Origin of the sequence: Streptomyces fumanus (genome assembly GCF_014655295.1) — a bacterium.
In the GTDB taxonomy this organism is placed as follows: Bacteria; Actinomycetota; Actinomycetes; order Streptomycetales; family Streptomycetaceae; genus Streptomyces; species Streptomyces fumanus.
In genome coordinates this window covers 23,062-41,439 of the sequence record NZ_BNBI01000022.1, presented here as the reverse complement: position 1 = coordinate 41,439, position 18,378 = coordinate 23,062, and the positions used below count along the sequence as shown (strand labels likewise).

At 71.9% G+C, this 18,378-nt stretch carries 16 protein-coding genes; all 16 read left to right on the top strand.

The window, feature by feature from the left end; all coding sequences use genetic code 11:
* Positions 1-607 precede the first annotated feature (607 nt).
* The 16 genes from rsmH to IE316_RS33440 all read left to right on the top strand — a co-directional run bounded on the left by rsmH (position 608) and on the right by IE316_RS33440 (position 18,347).
* The gene (gene rsmH, locus IE316_RS33515; protein ID WP_190208337.1) at positions 608-1,564 is read left to right on the top strand and encodes a 16S rRNA (cytosine(1402)-N(4))-methyltransferase RsmH; all 957 of its coding nucleotides are present in this window, start codon (positions 608-610) and stop codon (positions 1,562-1,564) included.
* 43 nt (positions 1,565-1,607) lie between these two features.
* Positions 1,608-2,057 (top strand): cell division protein FtsL, encoded by a 450-nt coding sequence (gene ftsL, locus IE316_RS33510; protein WP_190208336.1) that lies wholly within the window; start codon positions 1,608-1,610, stop codon positions 2,055-2,057.
* Positions 2,054-4,033, top strand: coding sequence for a peptidoglycan D,D-transpeptidase FtsI family protein (locus tag IE316_RS33505; protein ID WP_190208335.1), 1,980 nt, complete (start codon positions 2,054-2,056; stop codon positions 4,031-4,033). Before ftsL ends, IE316_RS33505 begins: the two co-directional genes overlap by 4 nt.
* Positions 4,034-4,205: 172 nt before the next feature.
* Complete coding sequence (locus IE316_RS33500; protein WP_190208334.1) at positions 4,206-5,726, top strand: UDP-N-acetylmuramoyl-L-alanyl-D-glutamate--2,6-diaminopimelate ligase; 1,521 nt, start codon at positions 4,206-4,208, stop codon at positions 5,724-5,726.
* Between the two features lie 28 nt (positions 5,727-5,754).
* Positions 5,755-7,161, top strand: coding sequence for a UDP-N-acetylmuramoyl-tripeptide--D-alanyl-D-alanine ligase (locus IE316_RS33495; RefSeq protein WP_190208333.1), 1,407 nt, complete (start codon positions 5,755-5,757; stop codon positions 7,159-7,161).
* Complete coding sequence (gene mraY, locus IE316_RS33490; RefSeq protein ID WP_190208391.1) at positions 7,161-8,252, top strand: phospho-N-acetylmuramoyl-pentapeptide-transferase; 1,092 nt, start codon at positions 7,161-7,163, stop codon at positions 8,250-8,252. Before IE316_RS33495 ends, mraY begins: the two co-directional genes overlap by 1 nt.
* Positions 8,234-9,670 (top strand): UDP-N-acetylmuramoyl-L-alanine--D-glutamate ligase, encoded by a 1,437-nt coding sequence (murD, locus tag IE316_RS33485; RefSeq protein ID WP_190208332.1) that lies wholly within the window; start codon positions 8,234-8,236, stop codon positions 9,668-9,670. The genes mraY and murD overlap by 19 nt, the downstream gene beginning before the upstream one ends.
* A 75-nt stretch (positions 9,671-9,745) precedes the next feature.
* The gene (gene ftsW, locus IE316_RS33480) at positions 9,746-11,116 is read left to right on the top strand and encodes a putative lipid II flippase FtsW (protein ID WP_190208331.1); all 1,371 of its coding nucleotides are present in this window, start codon (positions 9,746-9,748) and stop codon (positions 11,114-11,116) included.
* A gap of 6 nt (positions 11,117-11,122) precedes the next feature.
* Positions 11,123-12,217 carry an undecaprenyldiphospho-muramoylpentapeptide beta-N-acetylglucosaminyltransferase gene (gene murG, locus IE316_RS33475; protein ID WP_190208330.1) on the top strand — a complete coding sequence of 365 codons (1,095 nt, stop codon included), beginning with the start codon at positions 11,123-11,125 and terminating at the stop codon, positions 12,215-12,217.
* Positions 12,218-12,242: 25 nt separating this feature from the next.
* Complete coding sequence (locus IE316_RS33470; RefSeq protein WP_190208329.1) at positions 12,243-13,037, top strand: cell division protein FtsQ/DivIB; 795 nt, start codon at positions 12,243-12,245, stop codon at positions 13,035-13,037.
* A gap of 298 nt (positions 13,038-13,335) precedes the next feature.
* A complete protein-coding gene (ftsZ, locus tag IE316_RS33465) occupies positions 13,336-14,538 on the top strand; it encodes a cell division protein FtsZ (protein WP_190208328.1) in 1,203 nt (400 codons plus the stop codon).
* Positions 14,535-15,272, top strand: a complete 738-nt coding sequence (gene pgeF / locus IE316_RS33460) for a peptidoglycan editing factor PgeF (protein ID WP_190208327.1) — start codon at positions 14,535-14,537, stop codon at positions 15,270-15,272. The genes ftsZ and pgeF overlap by 4 nt, the downstream gene beginning before the upstream one ends.
* 6 nt (positions 15,273-15,278) lie before the next feature.
* Positions 15,279-15,998 carry a YggS family pyridoxal phosphate-dependent enzyme gene (locus tag IE316_RS33455; protein WP_190208326.1) on the top strand — a complete coding sequence of 240 codons (720 nt, stop codon included), beginning with the start codon at positions 15,279-15,281 and terminating at the stop codon, positions 15,996-15,998.
* 129 nt (positions 15,999-16,127) lie between these two features.
* A complete protein-coding gene (locus IE316_RS33450) occupies positions 16,128-16,769 on the top strand; it encodes a cell division protein SepF (protein ID WP_190208325.1) in 642 nt (213 codons plus the stop codon).
* A gap of 47 nt (positions 16,770-16,816) precedes the next feature.
* Positions 16,817-17,101: a YggT family protein gene (locus tag IE316_RS33445; protein WP_007448661.1), complete on the top strand. Its 285-nt coding sequence runs from the start codon at positions 16,817-16,819 to the stop codon at positions 17,099-17,101.
* Between the two features lie 55 nt (positions 17,102-17,156).
* Positions 17,157-18,347 (top strand): DivIVA domain-containing protein, encoded by a 1,191-nt coding sequence (locus tag IE316_RS33440; protein ID WP_190208324.1) that lies wholly within the window; start codon positions 17,157-17,159, stop codon positions 18,345-18,347.
* The last annotated feature ends 31 nt before the right edge of the window (positions 18,348-18,378 follow it).

Sequence of the window (18,378 nt, the reverse complement as noted above, 5' to 3'; positions counted from 1 at the left end):
CGCGGACAGGCCCACCCCGAACACGGACACCGGGCGGGAAAAGTTCCGCACGGCACCGCTTCAGGCATTCTTGCCGCCGTTACCGATTCGTGTCACTCGCCTGTGGACAACTGCCAGCGATATGTCAGCTCTTGCGGCCTTTCGCACGTCCTATCGATTCACTGTCCCGCGGAAGCCGTCCCCGTTCATGACGGTACTGGCCGGCCGCCGACCTGGCGCGCCGTGCGCGGGGACGGCGGACACCGCGAGACGCCGCTGTGAGCTGGGCCACAGGAGTGGTGCGGCCGGGTCCGTCCGGGTGAGCGGCCGCCGCCGTCCGCTTCCCGCCGCCCGGGCCCGCGACGCGCAGGCCGGTTGATTGACCGCGAGTGCCGGTGGACTAAAGTGGCGCGAAGCGGGAGGCGAGGCTCTCCCCGCTGGACTGGAACCCCGGAGACCTGCGACTGTCCCGCCAGGTCTCCCCACGTGCGCGGCGCGTACGTACGGCTCGGCCTCCTCCCGCTCCCGGCCGGCCGACGCTCGCAGGCGCCGGCAGGTCTCCCCTTCACCGGAGGGCGGGGACCCGGCGGTACGTGACGCCGTGCCGGACCCGAGAGGCCGACCCCCCTTGAGCCAGAGTCGACACGTCCCGGTGATGCTCCAGCGGTGCCTGGACCTGCTGGCGCCCGCCCTCCAGGAGCCGGGAGCCGTGGTCGTCGACTGCACCCTGGGACTCGGCGGCCACAGCGAGGCGCTGCTGGAGCGGTTCCCCGGGGTCCGGCTCGTCGCCCTCGACCGGGACAAGGAGGCCCTCCGGCTCTCCGGCGAGCGGCTCGCGCCCTACGGCGAGCGCGCCACCCTGGTGCACGCCGTCTACGACGAGCTGCCCGAGGTCCTCGCCCGGCTCGGCCTCCCGCGCGTCCAGGGCGTCCTGTTCGACCTCGGCGTCTCCTCCATGCAGCTCGACGAGGCCGACCGGGGCTTCGCCTACGCCCAAGACGCCCCGCTGGACATGCGCATGGACCAGACCACCGGCATGAGCGCCGCCGAGGTCCTCAACACCTACCCGCCGGGCGAACTCGTCCGGATCCTGCGGGCGTACGGCGAGGAGAAGCAGGCCAAGCGGATCGTCTCGGCGATCGTGCGGGAGCGCGAGAAGGAGCCGTTCAGCAACAGCGCCCGCCTGGTGGAGCTGATCCGCGCCGCCCTGCCGCAGGCCGCCAAGCGCACCGGCGGCAACCCGGCCAAGCGCACCTTCCAGGCCCTGCGCATCGAGGTCAACGGCGAACTCGCCGTCCTGGAGCGGGCGATCCCGGCCGCCGTCAAGGCGCTCGCCGTGGGCGGACGGATCGCGGTGCTGTCGTACCACTCGCTGGAGGACCGGCTGGTCAAGCAGGTCTTCGCGGCGGGCGCCGCCACCACCGCCCCGCCCGGACTGCCCGTCGTGCCCGAGCGGTACGCCCCCCGGCTCAAGCTGCTCACGCGCGGTGCCGAACTTCCCACCGAGGAGGAGATCGCCGAGAACCGGCGGGCCGCCCCGGCGAGGCTGCGCGGGGCCCAGCGCATCAGGGAGGACGCCGAGTGAGCCAGGCCAGGCGCGGACGCGGCCCGTACCGAGGGGAGGGCGTGTGAGCGGCAAACCGGAACTGAAGGGCAGGGCCGCCCGGCTCGCCCGGCTCTTCCCGGCGGGCGGCGGACAGGCCGCCCGTGCCCCCTTCGTCCTCCTCGTCGTCCTGCTCCTCGGCGGCGGTCTGATCGGGCTGCTGGTGCTGAACTCCGCGCTCAGCGAGGGATCGTTCCAGCTCGACGACCTCAAGCAGCAGACCAAGGAACTCACCGACGAGGAACAGGGCCTGCAGCGGGACGTCGACGCCTACTCCGCCCCGCAGGCCCTGCAGCGCCGGGCGCGGGAACTGGGCATGGTGCCCGGCGGCGACCCCGCCTTCCTCTCCCCGGACGGCAAGGTCAAGGGCGTCCCCGGCCCGGCCTCGGCCGCGAGCGCGCCCCTCGTCCTCGCCCCGGAGGCGCTCACCGCGCGACCGGTCCCGGCGACCCCGACCCCGACCCCCGGCAGGTGACGGAAGTGGCCAACGACTCCGGCAGGCAGACGCCGCGCCGCCGCGTGCCCGGACCCGCCGGGCCGGTGCGCTCCGGCGGCGGACGCCGGCCCGGTCCCGGCGCCCGCCCCGCCCGCCGCCCGGCCCCGCCGCGCCGCCCGGCCCCGCCCCGGTCCATCCGCCTGGGCAGCCCCCGGCCCCGGCTGCGTCTGATCGGCTTCGTGCTGGCCCTGGTGCTGATCGCCTTCACCGTCCGGCTGCTCCAGGTGCAGGCCGTCGACGCCGGCACCTACACCGCCAAGGCCGAGCAGAACCGGTACGTCGTGCACACCCTGACCGCCGAGCGCGGCGGCATCACCGACCGCAACGGCGTGGCCCTGGCCACCACCGTGGACGCCTACGACATCACCGCCGACCCCACGATGTTCACCCGCGAGGAGCTGAAGGTCGGCGACGGCCCCGAACAGGCGGCGGCACTCCTCGCGCCGATCCTCGGCGAGCGCGAGGAGGACCTGGTCGCCAGGCTCCGCCCGAACGACCGCGACCTGCGCTACGTGCGGCTGGCCCGGGCCAGGACCCCGCAGGTGTGGAACCAGATCAAGGACCTCAAGAGCGCGCTCACCAAGAAGGCCGAGACCGACAAGTCGGCCGTCAACGTCCTCGCCGGGGTCTTCGCCGACCCCAGCAGCAAGCGGATCTACCCCAACGGCGACCTCGCCGCGGGCGTCATCGGCTGGGTCGACGCCGAGGGCCAGGGCGGCGGCGGCCTCGAACGCAAGCTGGACAAGACGCTGGCCGGCCAGGACGGGGAGATCCGCTACGCCCAGTCCGGCGGCCACCAGGTGCCCACCGTCGGCGCCAACGAGACGCCCGCCGTGCCCGGCCGCGACGTGGAGCTGACCCTGGACCGGGACATTCAGTGGGCCGCCCAGGACGCCATCAGCGACCAGGTGGAGGAGTCGGCGGCGGACGGCGGCTACGTCATCGTCCAGGACACCCGGACCGGCGAGATCCTCGCCATGGCGAACTCACCCGGCTTCGACCCGGGCGACCTCGCCCACGCCGACCCCGACGCCCTGGGCAACGGTGCCCTCCAGGACGCCTTCGAGCCCGGCTCCACCGCCAAGGTGATGTCGATGGCCGCCGTGCTGGAGGAGAACGCCGCCACCCCGACCACCCATGTCACCGTGCCCAACCGGCTGCACCGCGGCGACCGGCTGTTCAAGGACGACATCGACCACCCCACCTGGTACCTCACGCTCAACGGCGTGCTCGCCAAGTCCAGCAACATCGGCACCATCCTGGCCACCGGCGAACTCGGCGAGAACCAGCGGGAGGCCAACCAGGTCCTCTACTCCTACCTGCGCAAGTTCGGCCTCGGCAGCTACAGCGGCCTGGGCTTCCCCGGCGAGACCAAGGGCATCCTCGCCGCCCCCGAGCAGTGGTCGACCTCGCAGCAGTACACGATTCCTTTCGGCCAGGGCGTCTCCCTCAACGCGATGCAGGCGGCCTCCGTCTACTCCACGATCGCCAACGGCGGCGTCCGCGTCGAACCCACCTTGGTCAAGGGCACCACCGGCCCCGACGGGCGCTTCACCGCCGCCGCCAAGCCCAAGAAGACCCGCGTGATCAGCGAGAAGACCGCCAAGACCCTGTCCCGGATGCTGGAGTCGGTCGTCGACGACGAGGAGGGCACCGGCACCAAGGCCCGCATCCCCGGCTACCGGGTGGCGGGCAAGACCGGCACCGCCAACCGGGTGGATCCGGCCACCGGCAAGTACAAGGGCTACACCTCGTCCTTCGCCGGGTTCGCCCCCGCCGACCAGCCCCGCGTCACCGTCTACTGCGCCATCCAGAACGCCACCCGGGGCAGCTACTTCGGCGGCCAGATCTGCGGACCGGTTTACAAGCGGGTGATGGAGTTCGCGCTGAAGACCCTCCAGGTCCCGCCGACCGGGGCCGCGCCCGAGAGCTTCCCGGTCACCTTCCAGCCCTGATCGAACCGATGCCGTACCGAGCCACCAGGAACCACCCGTGACAACGATCACCCCCGATCCCGGGAACCAGCACGGCCCCCGCCCCTCGCTTCGCCCGGAGGCCGGTCAGCCCGGTACGCTCACCGCCGTGCCACAGCCTGATCAGTCCCGAACCACCCAGAAGGGCCAACCCGTGAGCCATCCGGGACCGCCCCGGCCGGTACAGGTCTCCGCCACACCCCTCGCGGAACTCGCCGGCCAACTGGGGGTCACCGCGCCGGAGGGCACCGCCGAGGTCACGGGCATCACCCATGACTCGCGGGCCGTCCGCCCCGGCGACCTGTACGCCGCCCTGCCCGGCGCCCGCGCGCACGGCGCCGACTTCGTCACCCAGGCCGCCGGCCTCGGTGCCGCCGCCGTGCTGACCGACCCGTCCGGCGCCGCCCGCGCCGCCGCCACCGGCCTGCCGGTGCTGGTCGTGGACGACCCGCGCGGGCACATGGGCGAACTGGCCGCCACGATCTACGGCCACCCCGGCCGCGATCTGCTCCAGATCGGCATCACCGGCACCTCCGGCAAGACCACCACCGCCTACCTCGTCGAGGGCGGTCTGCGCACGGCGAAGTCCACCGGACTGATCGGCACGGTCGAGACGCGCATCGGCGACGAGCGCATCAAGTCCGAGCGGACCACGCCCGAGGCCACCGACCTGCAGGCCCTCTTCGCCGTCATGCGCGAACGCGGCACCGAGGCCGTCGCCATGGAGGTCTCCAGCCACGCCCTGGTGCTCGGCCGGGTCGACGGCTGCGTCTTCGACGTCGCCGTCTTCACCAACCTCAGCCCGGAGCACATGGAGTTCCACTCCGGCATGGAGGACTACTTCCAGGCCAAGGCGCAGTTGTTCACGCCCGTGCGCAGCCGCCTGGGCGTGGTCAACGCCGACGACGAGTACGGCCGCCGGCTCGCCAAGGAGGCCGGCGTCCCGGTCGTCACGTACTCGGCGGAGGGGCACCCCGACGCCGACTGGCGGGCCGAGGACGTCGAGGTCGGCCCGCTGGACTCGACGTTCACCGCGGTCGGCCCCGAGGGGCAGCGGATCGCCGCCCGGTCGCCGCTGGCCGGGCCGTTCAACGTGGCCAACACCCTCGCCGCGATCACCGCCCTGGCCGCGGCCGGCCTGGACCCGCAGCGCGCCGCCGACGGGGTGGCCGCGGTGCCGGGCGTGCCGGGGCGGCTGGAGCGGATCGACGCCGGGCAGCCGTACCTGGCCGTCGTGGACTACGCGCACAAGACGGACGCCGTGGAGTCGGTGCTCAAGGCGCTGCGCAAGGTCACCGAGGGCCGGCTGCACGTGGTCCTCGGCTGCGGCGGCGACCGCGACCGCAGCAAGCGCGAGCCGATGGGCGCCGCCGCCGCCCGGCACGCCGACACCGCCGTACTGACCTCCGACAACCCCCGCTCCGAGGACCCCCTCGCGATCCTGGCCGCCATGCTCCGGGGCGCGGCGTCGGTGCCCGCGCACGAGCGCGGCGAGGTGGCCGTCTTCGAGGACCGGGCCGCCGCCATCGCCGCCGCCGTCGCCCGGGCCGAGCCCGGCGACACCGTGCTGGTCGCGGGCAAGGGCCACGAGCAGGGCCAGGACATCGCCGGGGTGGTCCGTCCCTTCGACGACCGCCAGGTGCTTCGCGAAGCCATCCAGAAGACCCAGGGATGAACTCCCGAATGATCCAGGGGATGAACTTGTGATCGCCCTCTCTCTCGCCGAGATCGCAGACGTCGTCGGCGGGCAGATGCACGACATACCGGATCCGTCCGCCATGGTGACCGGACCGGTCGTCCGGGACTCCCGCGAGGCGGGGCCCGGCTGTCTCTTCGTCGCCTTCGTCGGCGAGCGCGCCGACGGCCACGACTTCGCCGCCGCGGTGGCCGAGGCGGGTGCGGCGGCCGTGCTCGGCTCCCGGCCCGTCGGCGTGCCCGCCATCGTCGTGGACGACGTCCAGGCCGCCCTCGGCGCCCTCGCCCGCCATGTCGTACGGCGGCTGGGGGCCACCCTGGTGGGGCTCACCGGCTCGGCCGGCAAGACCAGCACCAAGGACCTGATCGCGCAGGTGCTCCAGCGCCGGGCGCCCACGGTGTTCACGCCCGGCTCGCTCAACAACGAGATCGGGCTGCCGCTGACCGCGCTCACCGCCACCGAGGAGACCCGTTTCCTCGTCCTGGAGATGGGCGCCCGCGGCATCGGCCACATCCGCTACCTCACCGAGCTGACGCCGCCGAGGATCGGCCTGGTCCTCAACGTCGGCTCCGCGCACATCGGCGAGTTCGGCGGCCGGGAGCAGATCGCCCAGGCCAAGGGCGAGCTGGTGGAGTCCCTGCCCGAGGACGGCGCCGCGATCCTCAACGCGGACGACCCGTACGTACGGGCCATGGCCTCCCGTACGAAGGCGAAGGTGATCCTTTTCGGAGAGTCCGACGAAGCGGACGTCCGGGCCGAGAACGTACGACTCACGGACACCGGACAGCCCTCCTTCAGGCTTCACACACCCTCCGGTGCAAGCGATGTGACCATGCGCCTGTACGGTGAGCATCACGTGTCGAACGCGCTCGCCGCGGCCGCCGTCGCCCACGAGTTGGGCATGTCCGCTGACGAGATCGCCGTCGCGCTCTCCGAGGCGGGCTCCCTCTCCCGCTGGCGGATGGAGGTCACCGAGCGCCCGGACGGCGTGACGGTCGTCAACGACGCCTACAACGCGAACCCCGAGTCCGTGCGAGCCGCCCTGCGCGCGCTCGTGGCCATGGGCAAGGGACGCCGTACGTGGGCGGTGCTCGGCAAGATGGCCGAGCTCGGGGACGAGGCGCTCGCCGAGCACGACGCGGTCGGACGGCTCGCCGTCCGGCTCAACGTCAGCAAGCTCGTCGCGGTCGGGGGCAGGGAAGCCCAATGGCTGCAACTGGGCGCATATAACGAGGGTTCGTGGGGTGAGGAGTCGGTGCACGTGTCCGACGCACAGGCGGCGGTCGACCTGTTGCGCAGCGAGCTGCGCCCGGGGGACGTCGTGCTCGTGAAGGCGTCCCGTTCGGTGGGTCTGGAGCGCGTCGCCACGGCGCTGCTGGAGACCGGCGCCGAGGGTGAGGTTGCCGCCCGATGATGAAGCAGATCCTGTTCGCAGGTGTCCTCGGGCTGTTCCTGACCCTGATCGGCACTCCGCTGCTGATCAAGCTGCTGGCCCGCAAGGGCTACGGCCAGTACATCCGCGACGACGGCCCGCGCGAGCACGCCAGCAAGCGCGGTACGCCGACCATGGGCGGCATCGCCTTCATCCTGGCCACGGTCGCCGCGTACTTCCTGGCCAAGGTGATCACCGGCTATCTGGACCCCAAGGCGGACGCGGCGCCGACCTTCTCCGGACTGCTGGTGCTCGGCCTGATGGTCGGCATGGGCCTGGTCGGCTTCCTGGACGACTACATCAAGATCGTCAAGCGGCGGTCGCTGGGCCTGCGGGCCAAGGCGAAGATGGCCGGCCAGTTGATCGTCGGCATCGCCTTCGCGGTGCTCTCGCTGCAGTTCGCGGACAACCGGGGCAACACCCCGGCCTCCACCAAGCTGTCGTTCATCACGGACTTCGGCTGGACCATCGGCCCGGTGCTGTTCGTGGTCTGGGCGCTGTTCATGATCCTGGCGATGTCGAACGGCGTGAACCTGACGGACGGTCTGGACGGCCTGGCCACCGGCGCCTCCGTCTTCGTCTTCGGCGCCTACACCTTCATCGGCGTCTGGCAGTTCCAGGAGTCCTGCGCCAACGCGCAGACCCTCACCAACCCGGGCGCCTGCTACGAGGTGCGCGACCCGCTCGACCTCGCGGTGGTCGCCTCCGCGCTGATGGGCGCCTGCCTCGGCTTCCTGTGGTGGAACACCTCGCCGGCCAAGATCTTCATGGGCGACACCGGTTCGCTGGCGCTCGGCGGCGTGCTGGCGGGTCTGGCGATCTGCTCGCGCACCGAGCTGCTGATGGCCATCCTCGGCGGTCTGTTCGTCCTGATCACCATGTCGGTGGTCATCCAGGTCGGCTCGTTCAAGATGACCGGCAAGCGGGTCTTCCGGATGGCACCGCTCCAGCACCACTTCGAACTCAAAGGCTGGTCCGAGGTCCTTGTCGTGGTCCGCTTCTGGATCATCCAGGGCATCTGCGTGATCGTCGGACTGGGCCTCTTCTACGCGGGATGGGCAGCGGACAAGTGACCGAATCGGCGTCCCCGGACTTCCAGGGCAAGCACGTCACCGTCGCCGGACTCGGCGTCTCCGGCGTCCCGGCGGCCAAGGTGCTCAGCGGCCTGGGCGCCCGCGTGACCGTCGTCGCCGACGGCGCCGACGAGCGCGCCCGGGCGCAGGCGGCCCCGTTGGAGGAGCTCGGTGTCACCGTGCGCCTCGGTGACGGCGACACCCTGCCCGAGGGCACCGACCTCGTCGTCACCGCCCCCGGCTGGCGGCCCGACAAGCCGCTGTTCACCGCGGCGCGCGAGGCCGGCGTCCCGGTCTGGGGCGACGTCGAACTGGCCTGGCGGCTGCGGGGCGAGAACGCCGCGCCCTGGCTGGCCGTCACCGGCACCAACGGCAAGACCACCACCGTCCGGATGCTCGCGTCGATCCTCACCGCGGCGGGCCTGCGCACCGCCGCCGTCGGCAACATCGGCGTCTCCCTGCTGGACGCGGTCACCGGCGAGCAGGAGTACGACGTGCTGGCGGTGGAGCTGTCCAGCTACCAGCTCCACTGGGCGCCCTCGCTGCGCGCCCACTCGGCCGCCGTCCTCAACCTCGCCCCCGACCACCTCGACTGGCACGGCTCCATGGAGGCGTACGCCGCCGACAAGGGCCGGATCTACGAGGGCAACCGGGTCGCCTGCGTCTACAACGCGGCCGACAAGGCCACCGAGGACCTGGTCCGCGCGGCCGACGTCGAGGAGGGCTGCCGGGCCATCGGCTTCACCCTCGGCACCCCGGCGCCCTCCCAACTCGGCGTGGTGGACGGCATCCTGGTCGACCGGGCCTTCGTCGCCGACCGGCAGAAGAACGCCCAGGAGCTGGCCGAGGTCTCCGACGTGCGCCCGCCGGCCCCGCACAACATCGCCAACGCGCTCGCCGCCGCGGCCCTCGCCCGCGCCTACGGCGTCCCCCCGGCCGCGGTCCGCGACGGGCTGCGCGCCTTCACCCCCGACGCCCACCGCATCGCGCACGTCGCGGACGTGGACCAGGTGGCGTACGTCGACGACTCCAAGGCCACCAACACCCACGCCGCCGAGGCGTCGTTGGCGGCGTACGGGTCGGTGGTGTGGATCGCGGGCGGCCTGGCCAAGGGCGCGACCTTCGACGAACTGGTCGCGGGCGCGGCGCACCGGCTGCGCGGGGTGGTGCTGATCGGCGCCGACCGCGCGCTGATCCGCGAAGCCCTGACGCGACACGCCCCCCAGGTCCCGGTCGTCGACCTCGACCGGACCGACACTGGGGCGATGCTCCAGGCGGTCCAGGAGGCGCGGCGGCTCGCCCGGCCCGGCGACACGGTGCTGCTGGCCCCGGCCTGCGCTTCCATGGACATGTTCGCCAACTACAACCAGCGCGGTGACGCGTTCGCGGAGGCCGTTCGCGAACTCGCCGCCCTGTAGACCCGGCCGCCTGCGCCGGGCGACCCTGGGAGGGACGCGTGGGACGGTCCAGGCCGACGTACAGCGGAGGCCGCTATGCCCGGTAGTCCCGGTAGCCGTACCGGACGTCCGCCCGCGCAGCGCGCCGCCGGGCGGCCCCCCGCCCCGCGGCCGGCCCGCGACAACCCGGCGGTGCGGCTCGTCACCAGGCTGCGCCGCGCCTGGGACCGGCCGCTGACCGCGTACTACCTGATCCTCGGCGGCAGCTCGCTGATCACCGTGCTGGGCCTGGTGATGGTGTACTCCGCCTCCCAGATCACCGCGCTGCAGTTGTCGCTGCCGGGTTCGTACTTCTTCCGCAAGCAGTTCCTGGCCGCCGCGCTCGGCGCGGGGCTGCTGGCCGCCGCGATGCGGATGCCGATCAGGCTGCACCGGGCACTGGCCTACCCGATACTCGCCGGTGCCGTCTTCCTGATGGCCCTGGTGCAGGTGCCGGGGATAGGGCGGTCGGTCAACGGCAACCAGAACTGGATCTCCGTCGGCGGCCCGTTCCAGCTCCAGCCCAGCGAGTTCGGCAAGCTCGCCCTGGTGCTGTGGGGGGCCGACCTGCTCGCCCGCAAGCAGGACAAGAGGCTGCTGACCCAGTGGAAGCACATGCTGGTGCCGCTGGCGCCGGTCGCCTTCATGCTGCTCGGGCTGATCATGATGGGCGGTGACATGGGCACCGCGATCATCCTGACGGCGATCCTGTTCGGCCTGCTGTGGCTGGCGGGGGCGCCCACCCGGCTGTTCGCCGGGGTGCTGTCGGTGGCCGCGCTGCTCGGCGTGATCCTCATCAAGACCAGCCCCAACCGGATGGCCCGGCTCGCCTGCATCGGCGCCACCGACCCGGGCCCGGGCGACTCCTGCTGGCAGGCGGTGCACGGCATCTACGCCCTCGCCTCGGGCGGGCTGTTCGGCTCCGGACTCGGCGCCAGCGTGGAGAAATGGGGTCAACTGCCCGAGGCGCACACCGACTTCATCTTCGCCGTCACCGGTGAGGAACTGGGCCTGGCGGGCACGCTGTCGGTACTCGCCCTGTTCGCGGCTCTAGGCTATGCGGGTATCCGCGTGGCCGGACGCACGGAGGACCCCTTCGTGAGGTATGCCGCGGGAGGCGTGACCACCTGGATCACGGCCCAGGCCGTGATCAACATCGGTGCGGTCCTCGGGCTGCTGCCGATCGCCGGCGTCCCGCTCCCGCTGTTCTCCTACGGAGGGTCCGCCCTGCTGCCGACCATGTTCGCCATCGGGCTGCTGATCGCCTTCGCGCGCGACGAGCCCGCTGCGCGGGCGGCGCTTGCGATGCGGCAACCTCGCTTTGGTAGAAAGCGGGGGGCCGGGGGCACCGGGTCCAAGGGGAGTCCCCGGAGTTGGAACACGATGCGACGGCGTGCCTCGGCGGCGCGCTCGTCCGGAGAGCGGTGAATTTCGGTGCATGTCGTACTCGCCGGCGGAGGAACCGCGGGCCACATCGAGCCCGCGCTCGCCCTCGCGGACGCCCTGCGCAGGCAGGACCCGACCGTGGGCATCACGGCCCTGGGCACGGAGCGCGGCCTGGAGACCCGTCTCGTACCCGAGCGAGGGTACGAACTGGCGCTGATCCCCGCCGTACCGCTGCCGCGCAAGCCCACCCCCGAGCTGATCACCGTCCCGGGCCGGCTGCGCGGCACCATCAAGGCGACCGAGCAGATCCTGGAGCGCACCAAGGCGGACGCCGTGGTCGGCTTCGGCGGCTACGTCGCCCTGCCCGGCTACCTCGCCGCCAAGCGGCTGGGGGTGCCGATCGTCATCCACGAGGCCAACGCCCGCCCCGGCCTGGCCAACAAGATCGGCTCGCGGTACGCCAGCCAGGTCGCCGTCTCCACCCCCGACAGCAAGCTGCGCAACGCCCGGTACATCGGCATCCCGCTGCGCCGCTCCATCGCCACCCTGGACCGGGCGGCGGTGCGGCCCCAGGCCCGCGCCGCGTTCGGGCTGGACCCCAACCTGCCGACGCTGCTGGTCTCCGGCGGCTCACAGGGCGCCCGCCGCCTCAACGAGGTGGTCCAGCAGGTCGCGCCCTGGCTCCAGCAGGCCGGCATCCAGATCCTGCACGCGGTCGGCCCGAAGAACGAACTGCCGCAGGTCCACCAGATGCCGGGGATGCCCCCGTACATCCCGGTAAGTTATCTGGACCGGATGGACCTCGCGTACGCCGCGGCCGACATGATGCTCTGCCGCGCGGGCGCGATGACCGTCGCCGAACTCTCCGCCGTCGGACTCCCGGCCGCCTACGTCCCGCTGCCCATCGGCAACGGCGAACAGCGGCTGAACGCCCAGCCGGTGGTCAAGGCCGGCGGCGGACTGCTGGTCGACGACGCGGAACTGACGCCCGAATGGGTCCAGCAGAACGTACTGCCCGTGCTCGCCGACCCGCACCGGCTGTACGAGATGTCCCGCGCCGCCGCCGAGTTCGGCCGCCGGGACGCCGACGACCTCCTCGTCGGCATGGTGTACGAGGCGGTCGCCGCCCGTGCGCACCGCTAGTCAGGGCTGACGGAAGGCAGGGAGCGTGGCCGGAACGACCACCGCCGGGCGCGGTGACCGTCAGCGGGAGTCGTCCGGCCCGCCCCACAGGCGGCGTCTGTGGCCGCCCCGGCCGCGCGCGGTCGCCGGGCCGGCCGCCGTCCTGGTGCTGCTGGCCGCCGTCACGCTCTGGCTGCTGTACGGCTCCGACTGGCTGCGGGTGGAACAGGTCCCGGTCTCCGGCACCTCCGTCCTGACCCCCGCCCAGGTGCGCGAGGCCGCCGGCGTACCGGTCGGCGAGCCGCTGGTCTCCGTCGACACCGAGGCGATCGAGGCGCGGCTGAAGCGGAATCTGCCCCGGATCGACACGGCCGAGGTCACCCGGGACTGGCCGCACGGAATCGGACTGGAAGTGACCGAGCGCACCCCGGTTCTGGTGGTGCGAAAAGGCGAAAAGTACGTGGAAGTGGACAAGAAAGGTGTCCGTTTCGCCACGGTTTCTCGCGCCCCGAAAGGCGTCCCCGTTCTGAAAATGGCAGTGTCCCGGCCGGGTTCGGCGGCGGCCAGTGTGCGGCGGTTCGGCGAGGACCGGCTGACCCGGGCGGCGGTCGCGGTCGCGGACCGCGTCCCGGCCCCCGTCGCCCGCGAGACACGCCTGGTCACGGTGGGTTCCTACGACGACATCGCGCTGGAGTTGACCGACGGCCGGACCGTGGTGTGGGGCAGCGCCGAGCAGGGCCGCGCGAAGGCCCGCGCGCTGATCGCGCTGATGAAAGCGGAGCCGGACGCGCGGCACTTCGACGTCAGCGTTCCCACCGCCCCGGCGTCATCCGGGAGTTGACGGGTAGTTGACGCACATCCGTGCAGGCCAGCACCCTGGTTGGGCACCGCTACGGCTGATCACATAGGGTGAAAAGAAAAACGGGAGGTTCGGCGTGTTCGTTGAACGCGCGCGGCTTGTCGACTTAGTGTCCTGTTCAGAAGACTCCAAGGAACGGACACACTGGTAACCCTAAACTTCAGGGTTAGGGTTCGGGTCGGCGCTACGGACCGTCCCATTCGGCATCAGTCGCCGGATCGCGGGGCAGCAGTTGCTTCCCGGTCCGACGACACGTAACTCGAGGCGAGAGGCCTTCGACGTGGCAGCACCGCAGAACTACCTCGCAGTCATCAAAGTCATCGGTGTCGGCGGCGGTGGTGTCAATGCCATCAACCGGATGATCGAGGTCGGTCTCAAGGGCGTCGAGTTCATCGCTATCAACACCGACGCGCAAGCTCTGTTGATGAGCGACGCCGACGTCAAGCTGGACGTCGGCCGTGAACTCACCCGCGGACTCGGCGCCGGAGCCAACCCGGCCGTCGGCCGCAAGGCCGCCGAGGACCACCGCGAGGAGATCGAGGAGGTCCTCAAGGGGGCCGACATGGTCTTCGTGACGGCCGGTGAAGGCGGCGGCACCGGCACCGGCGGCGCGCCCGTCGTGGCCAACATCGCCCGCTCGCTGGGCGCCCTCACCATCGGCGTGGTCACCCGCCCGTTCACCTTCGAGGGCCGGCGCCGCGCCAACCAGGCCGAGGACGGCATCGCCGAGCTGCGCGAAGAGGTCGACACCCTCATCGTCATCCCCAACGACCGGCTGCTGTCCATCTCGGACCGCCAGGTCAGCGTGCTCGACGCGTTCAAGTCGGCTGACCAGGTGCTGCTCTCCGGTGTGCAGGGCATCACCGACCTGATCACCACGCCCGGCCTGATCAACCTGGACTTCGCCGACGTCAAGTCGGTCATGTCCGAGGCCGGTTCCGCCCTGATGGGCATCGGCTCGGCCCGCGGCGACGACCGCGCGGTGGCCGCCGCCGAGATGGCGATCTCCTCGCCGCTGCTGGAAGCCTCCATCGACGGCGCCCGCGGGGTGCTGCTCTCCATCTCCGGCGGCTCCGACCTCGGCCTGTTCGAGATCAACGAGGCCGCCCAACTGGTCAGCGAGGCCGCCCACCCCGAGGCCAACATCATCTTCGGCGCGGTCATCGACGACGCCCTCGGCGACGAGGTCCGGGTCACCGTGATCGCCGCCGGGTTCGACGGGGGCCAGCCGCCCGCCAAGCGGGACACCGTGCTGGGCTCCGCCGCGGCCAAGCGCGAGGAGCCCGCCGCCCCGGCCCGGCAGCCCGAGAGCCGCCCGTCCTTCGGCTCCCTCGGCAGCGTCAAGCCGAAGGAGGAGCCCGAGCCGGTCGTGCCGGAGCCGGTGAGCGACCTGCCCCCGGTCACCCCGCCGCCGGTCCCGCCGTCGCGGACCTACTCGGACAGCGCGGCCGAGGAACTGGACGTGCCGGACTTCCTGAAGTGATAGGACAGCGCTCCGCGACGAGCACGCCGAACGGCGCGCACTTCGCCTTCACCGACCGGTGGGGCGGGGTGAGCGCCGTTCCGTACGAGGAGCTGAATCTCGGCGGCGCGGTCGGCGACGACCCCGGCGCCGTGCGGACCAACCGCCGCCTGGCCGCCGAGGCGCTCGGCCTCGACGCCGCCCGGGTGGTCTGGATGAACCAGGTGCACGGCGCCGAGGTCGCCGTGGTCGACGCGCCCTGGGGGGACCGCCCGGTCCCGTCGGTCGACGCGGTCGTCACCACCGCCCGGGGCCTCGCCCTCGCCGTGCTCACCGCGGACTGCGTGCCGGTGCTGCTCGCCGACCCGGTGGCCGGCGTCGCCGCCGCGGCCCACGCGGGCCGGCCCGGCCTGGTGGCCGGCGTGGTCCCCGCCGCGGTACGGGCGATGACGGAACTCGGCGCCGACCCCGCCCGCGTCGTCGCCCGCACCGGACCCGCCGTGTGCGGGCGGTGCTACGAGGTACCGGAGCGGATGCGCGCCGAGGTGGCCGCCGTCGAGCCGGGGGCGTACGCCGAGACGAGCTGGGGCACGCCGGCGGTCGACGTGGCCGCCGGGGTGCACGCCCAGCTCGACCGGCTCGGGGTGCGGGACCGGGAGCGGTCGCCGGTGTGCACCCGGGAGTCGAAGGATCACTTCTCGTACCGCCGCGACCGCACCACCGGGCGGCTGGCGGGCTATGTGTGGCTGGACTGATGGGGCATGACGGACCGTAAGGACGAACTCGCCGGGAATCTGGCGAAGGTGGAGGAGCGCATCGCCACCGCCTGCGCGGCGGCCGGCCGGGCGCGCGAGGAGGTGACCCTGATCGTGGTCACCAAGACGTTCCCGGCGAGCGATGTGCGGTTCCTGGCGGAGCTGGGCGTGCGGCACGTCGCCGAGAACCGGGACCAGGACGCGGCGCCCAAGGCCGCCGAGTGCGCGGATCTGCCGCTCACCTGGCACTTCGTGGGTCAGTTGCAGACCAACAAGGTACGATCTGTGGTCGGTTATGCCGACTTGGTGCAGTCCGTCGACCGTGCCCGGCTCGTCACCGCGCTGTCGAAGGAGGCCGTCCGGGCCGGCCGCGAACTGGGCTGCCTGGTCCAGGTCGCCCTGGACGCGGGGGCGAGCGGGCGCGGCGAGCGGGGCGGCGTCGCCCCCGAGGGGATCGAGGAGTTGGCCGGCCTGATCGCCGGGGCGCCGGGGCTCCGGCTGGACGGCCTGATGACCGTGGCCCCGCTGACGGGGGAGTACGCCGGGCGGCAACAGGCCGCCTTCGAGCGGCTGATGGATTTGTCGACCCACCTGCGCCGAGCTCATCCGGCTGCGAACATGGTCTCCGCAGGGATGAGTGCGGACCTCGAACAGGCCGTGGCCGCCGGAGCGACACATGTACGCGTCGGCAGCGCGGTACTCGGAGTCCGCCCCAGGCTCGGGTAACGTCGCCAGGAAGTCGGACCACAGCAGAAAATATGGTCATTACCGTCGAAAGGCGGACGCAACGACCTCGTGGATCGCGGGCATTTGGCAGTCGTCAGCCGATCCACCACAGAGCGGAGGACTCAGAGCATGGCCGGCGCGATGCGCAAGATGGCGGTCTACCTCGGCCTCGTGGAGGACGATGGGTACGACGGCCGGGGGTTCGACCCCGACGACGACTTCGAACCGGAACTCGACCCGGAGCCCGAGCGGGACCACCGGCGCCACGAGCCGTCGCACCCGCCGCACGGATCGCACCCGTCCCCGAGGGACGAAGAGGTGCGCGTCGTGCAACCGCCCGCGCCCCGTGAGCCGGTGGCCCGATCCACTTCGCTCGCCGCGGAATCCGGACGTCCGGCGCGTATCGCGCCCGTGGCGTCCATCACACAAGAACGCGCAAGCCTGGAAAAGAGCGCACCGGTCATCATGCCCAAGGTCGTGTCCGAACGAGAGCCCTACCGGATCACCACGCTTCACCCCCGGACCTACAACGAGGCCCGTACCATCGGGGAACACTTCCGTGAGGGCACGCCGGTGATCATGAATCTGACTGAGATGGATGACACAGATGCGAAGCGACTTGTCGACTTTGCGGCCGGTTTGGTGTTTGGTCTTCACGGCAGTATCGAGCGGGTGACGCAGAAGGTGTTCCTGTTGTCTCCTGCTAACGTCGATGTCACGGCGGAGGACAAGGCCCGCATCGCAGAGGGCGGGTTCTTCAACCAGAGCTGAGGCGTAGCAACCGGTGAGCTGGATCAGGGGAGAGGGAAGCGCGGGTCATGAGCGTGGTTCTGGATGTCGTCTACATCGCGCTGATGTGCTTCCTCATCGTGCTGATCTTCCGGTTGGTCATGGACTACGTCTTCCAGTTCGCCCGCTCGTGGCAACCCGGCAAGGCGATGGTGGTCGTACTGGAGGCCACCTACACTGTCACCGATCCACCGTTGAAGCTTCTGCGGCGGTTCATCCCGCCGCTGCGTCTCGGGGGCGTGGCGCTCGACCTGTCCTTCTTCGTACTGATGATCATCGTTTACATCCTGATCTCGATCGTGAGCCGGCTGTGAGCGATGAGAGAGATACGGGCTTGCCGAATGCCGACGACTACGTTGAGGTGAAGAGATGCCGTTGACCCCCGAGGACGTGCGGAACAAGCAGTTCACGACCGTCCGCCTCCGAGAAGGCTATGACGAGGACGAGGTCGATGCCTTCCTCGACGAGGTCGAAGCCGAACTGACCCGTCTGCTGCGCGAGAACGAGGACCTGCGCGCCAAGCTGGCCGCCGCCACGCGCGCGGCCGCCCAGAACCAGCAGAACATGCGCAAGCCCCCCGAGCAGCAGCAGGACCAGCCGCAGGGCGGGATGCCCCAGCAGGGTGGAATGCCGCAGCAGGGCGGGATGCCCCAGCAGGGCGGGATGCCGCAGCAGGGCATGCGAGGTCCCGGCGCTCCGGTGCCCGCCGGCATATCGGGCCCGCCGCAGCAGCAGATGGGCGGCCCCATGGGAGGCCCGCCCCAGTTGCCGAGCGGCGCCCCGCAACTGCCCGCCGGTCCCGGCGGACAGGGCGGCCCGCAGGGTCCCGGCCCGATGGGCCAGGGTCCGGGGCCGATGGGCCAGGGTCCCGGTCCCATGCAGGGACAGATGGGCCCCGGCCCCATGGGCGGCCCCATGGGCGGCCCGGGGGGTCCCGGTCCGATGGGCCAGGGTCCCGGTGGCGACAGCGCCGCACGCGTGCTGTCGCTGGCCCAGCAGACCGCCGACCAGGCGATCGCGGAGGCCCGTTCCGAGGCCAACAAGATCGTCGGCGAGGCGCGTTCGCGGGCCGAGGGCCTGGAGCGGGACGCCCGCGCCAAGGCCGACGCCCTGGAGCGGGACGCGCAGGAGAAGCACCGCGTCGCGATGGGCTCCCTGGAGTCCGCCCGCGCCACGCTGGAGCGCAAGGTCGAGGACCTGCGCGGCTTCGAACGCGAGTACCGTACGCGGCTGAAGTCCTACCTGGAGTCGCAGCTCCGGCAGTTGGAGACGCAGGCCGACGACTCGCTGGCGCCGCCGCGCACCCCGGCGACCGCCTCGCTGCCGCCGTCCCCGGCGCCGTCGATGGCTCCGGCGGGCGCGAGCGCCCCGTCCTACGGCGGGAACCAGTCCATGGGCAGCGGCCCGGGCGGGTCCACCGGCCCGTCGTACGGCTCGCAGCAGCAGATGTCGCCGGCGATGACGCAGCCGATGGCGCCGGTGCGGCCGCAGGGGCCCTCGCCCATGGGGCAGGCGCCGTCGCCGATGCGCGGGTTCCTGATCGACGAGGACGACAACTGACGACGGCGAGCAGGTTGTAGTACGGCTTGGT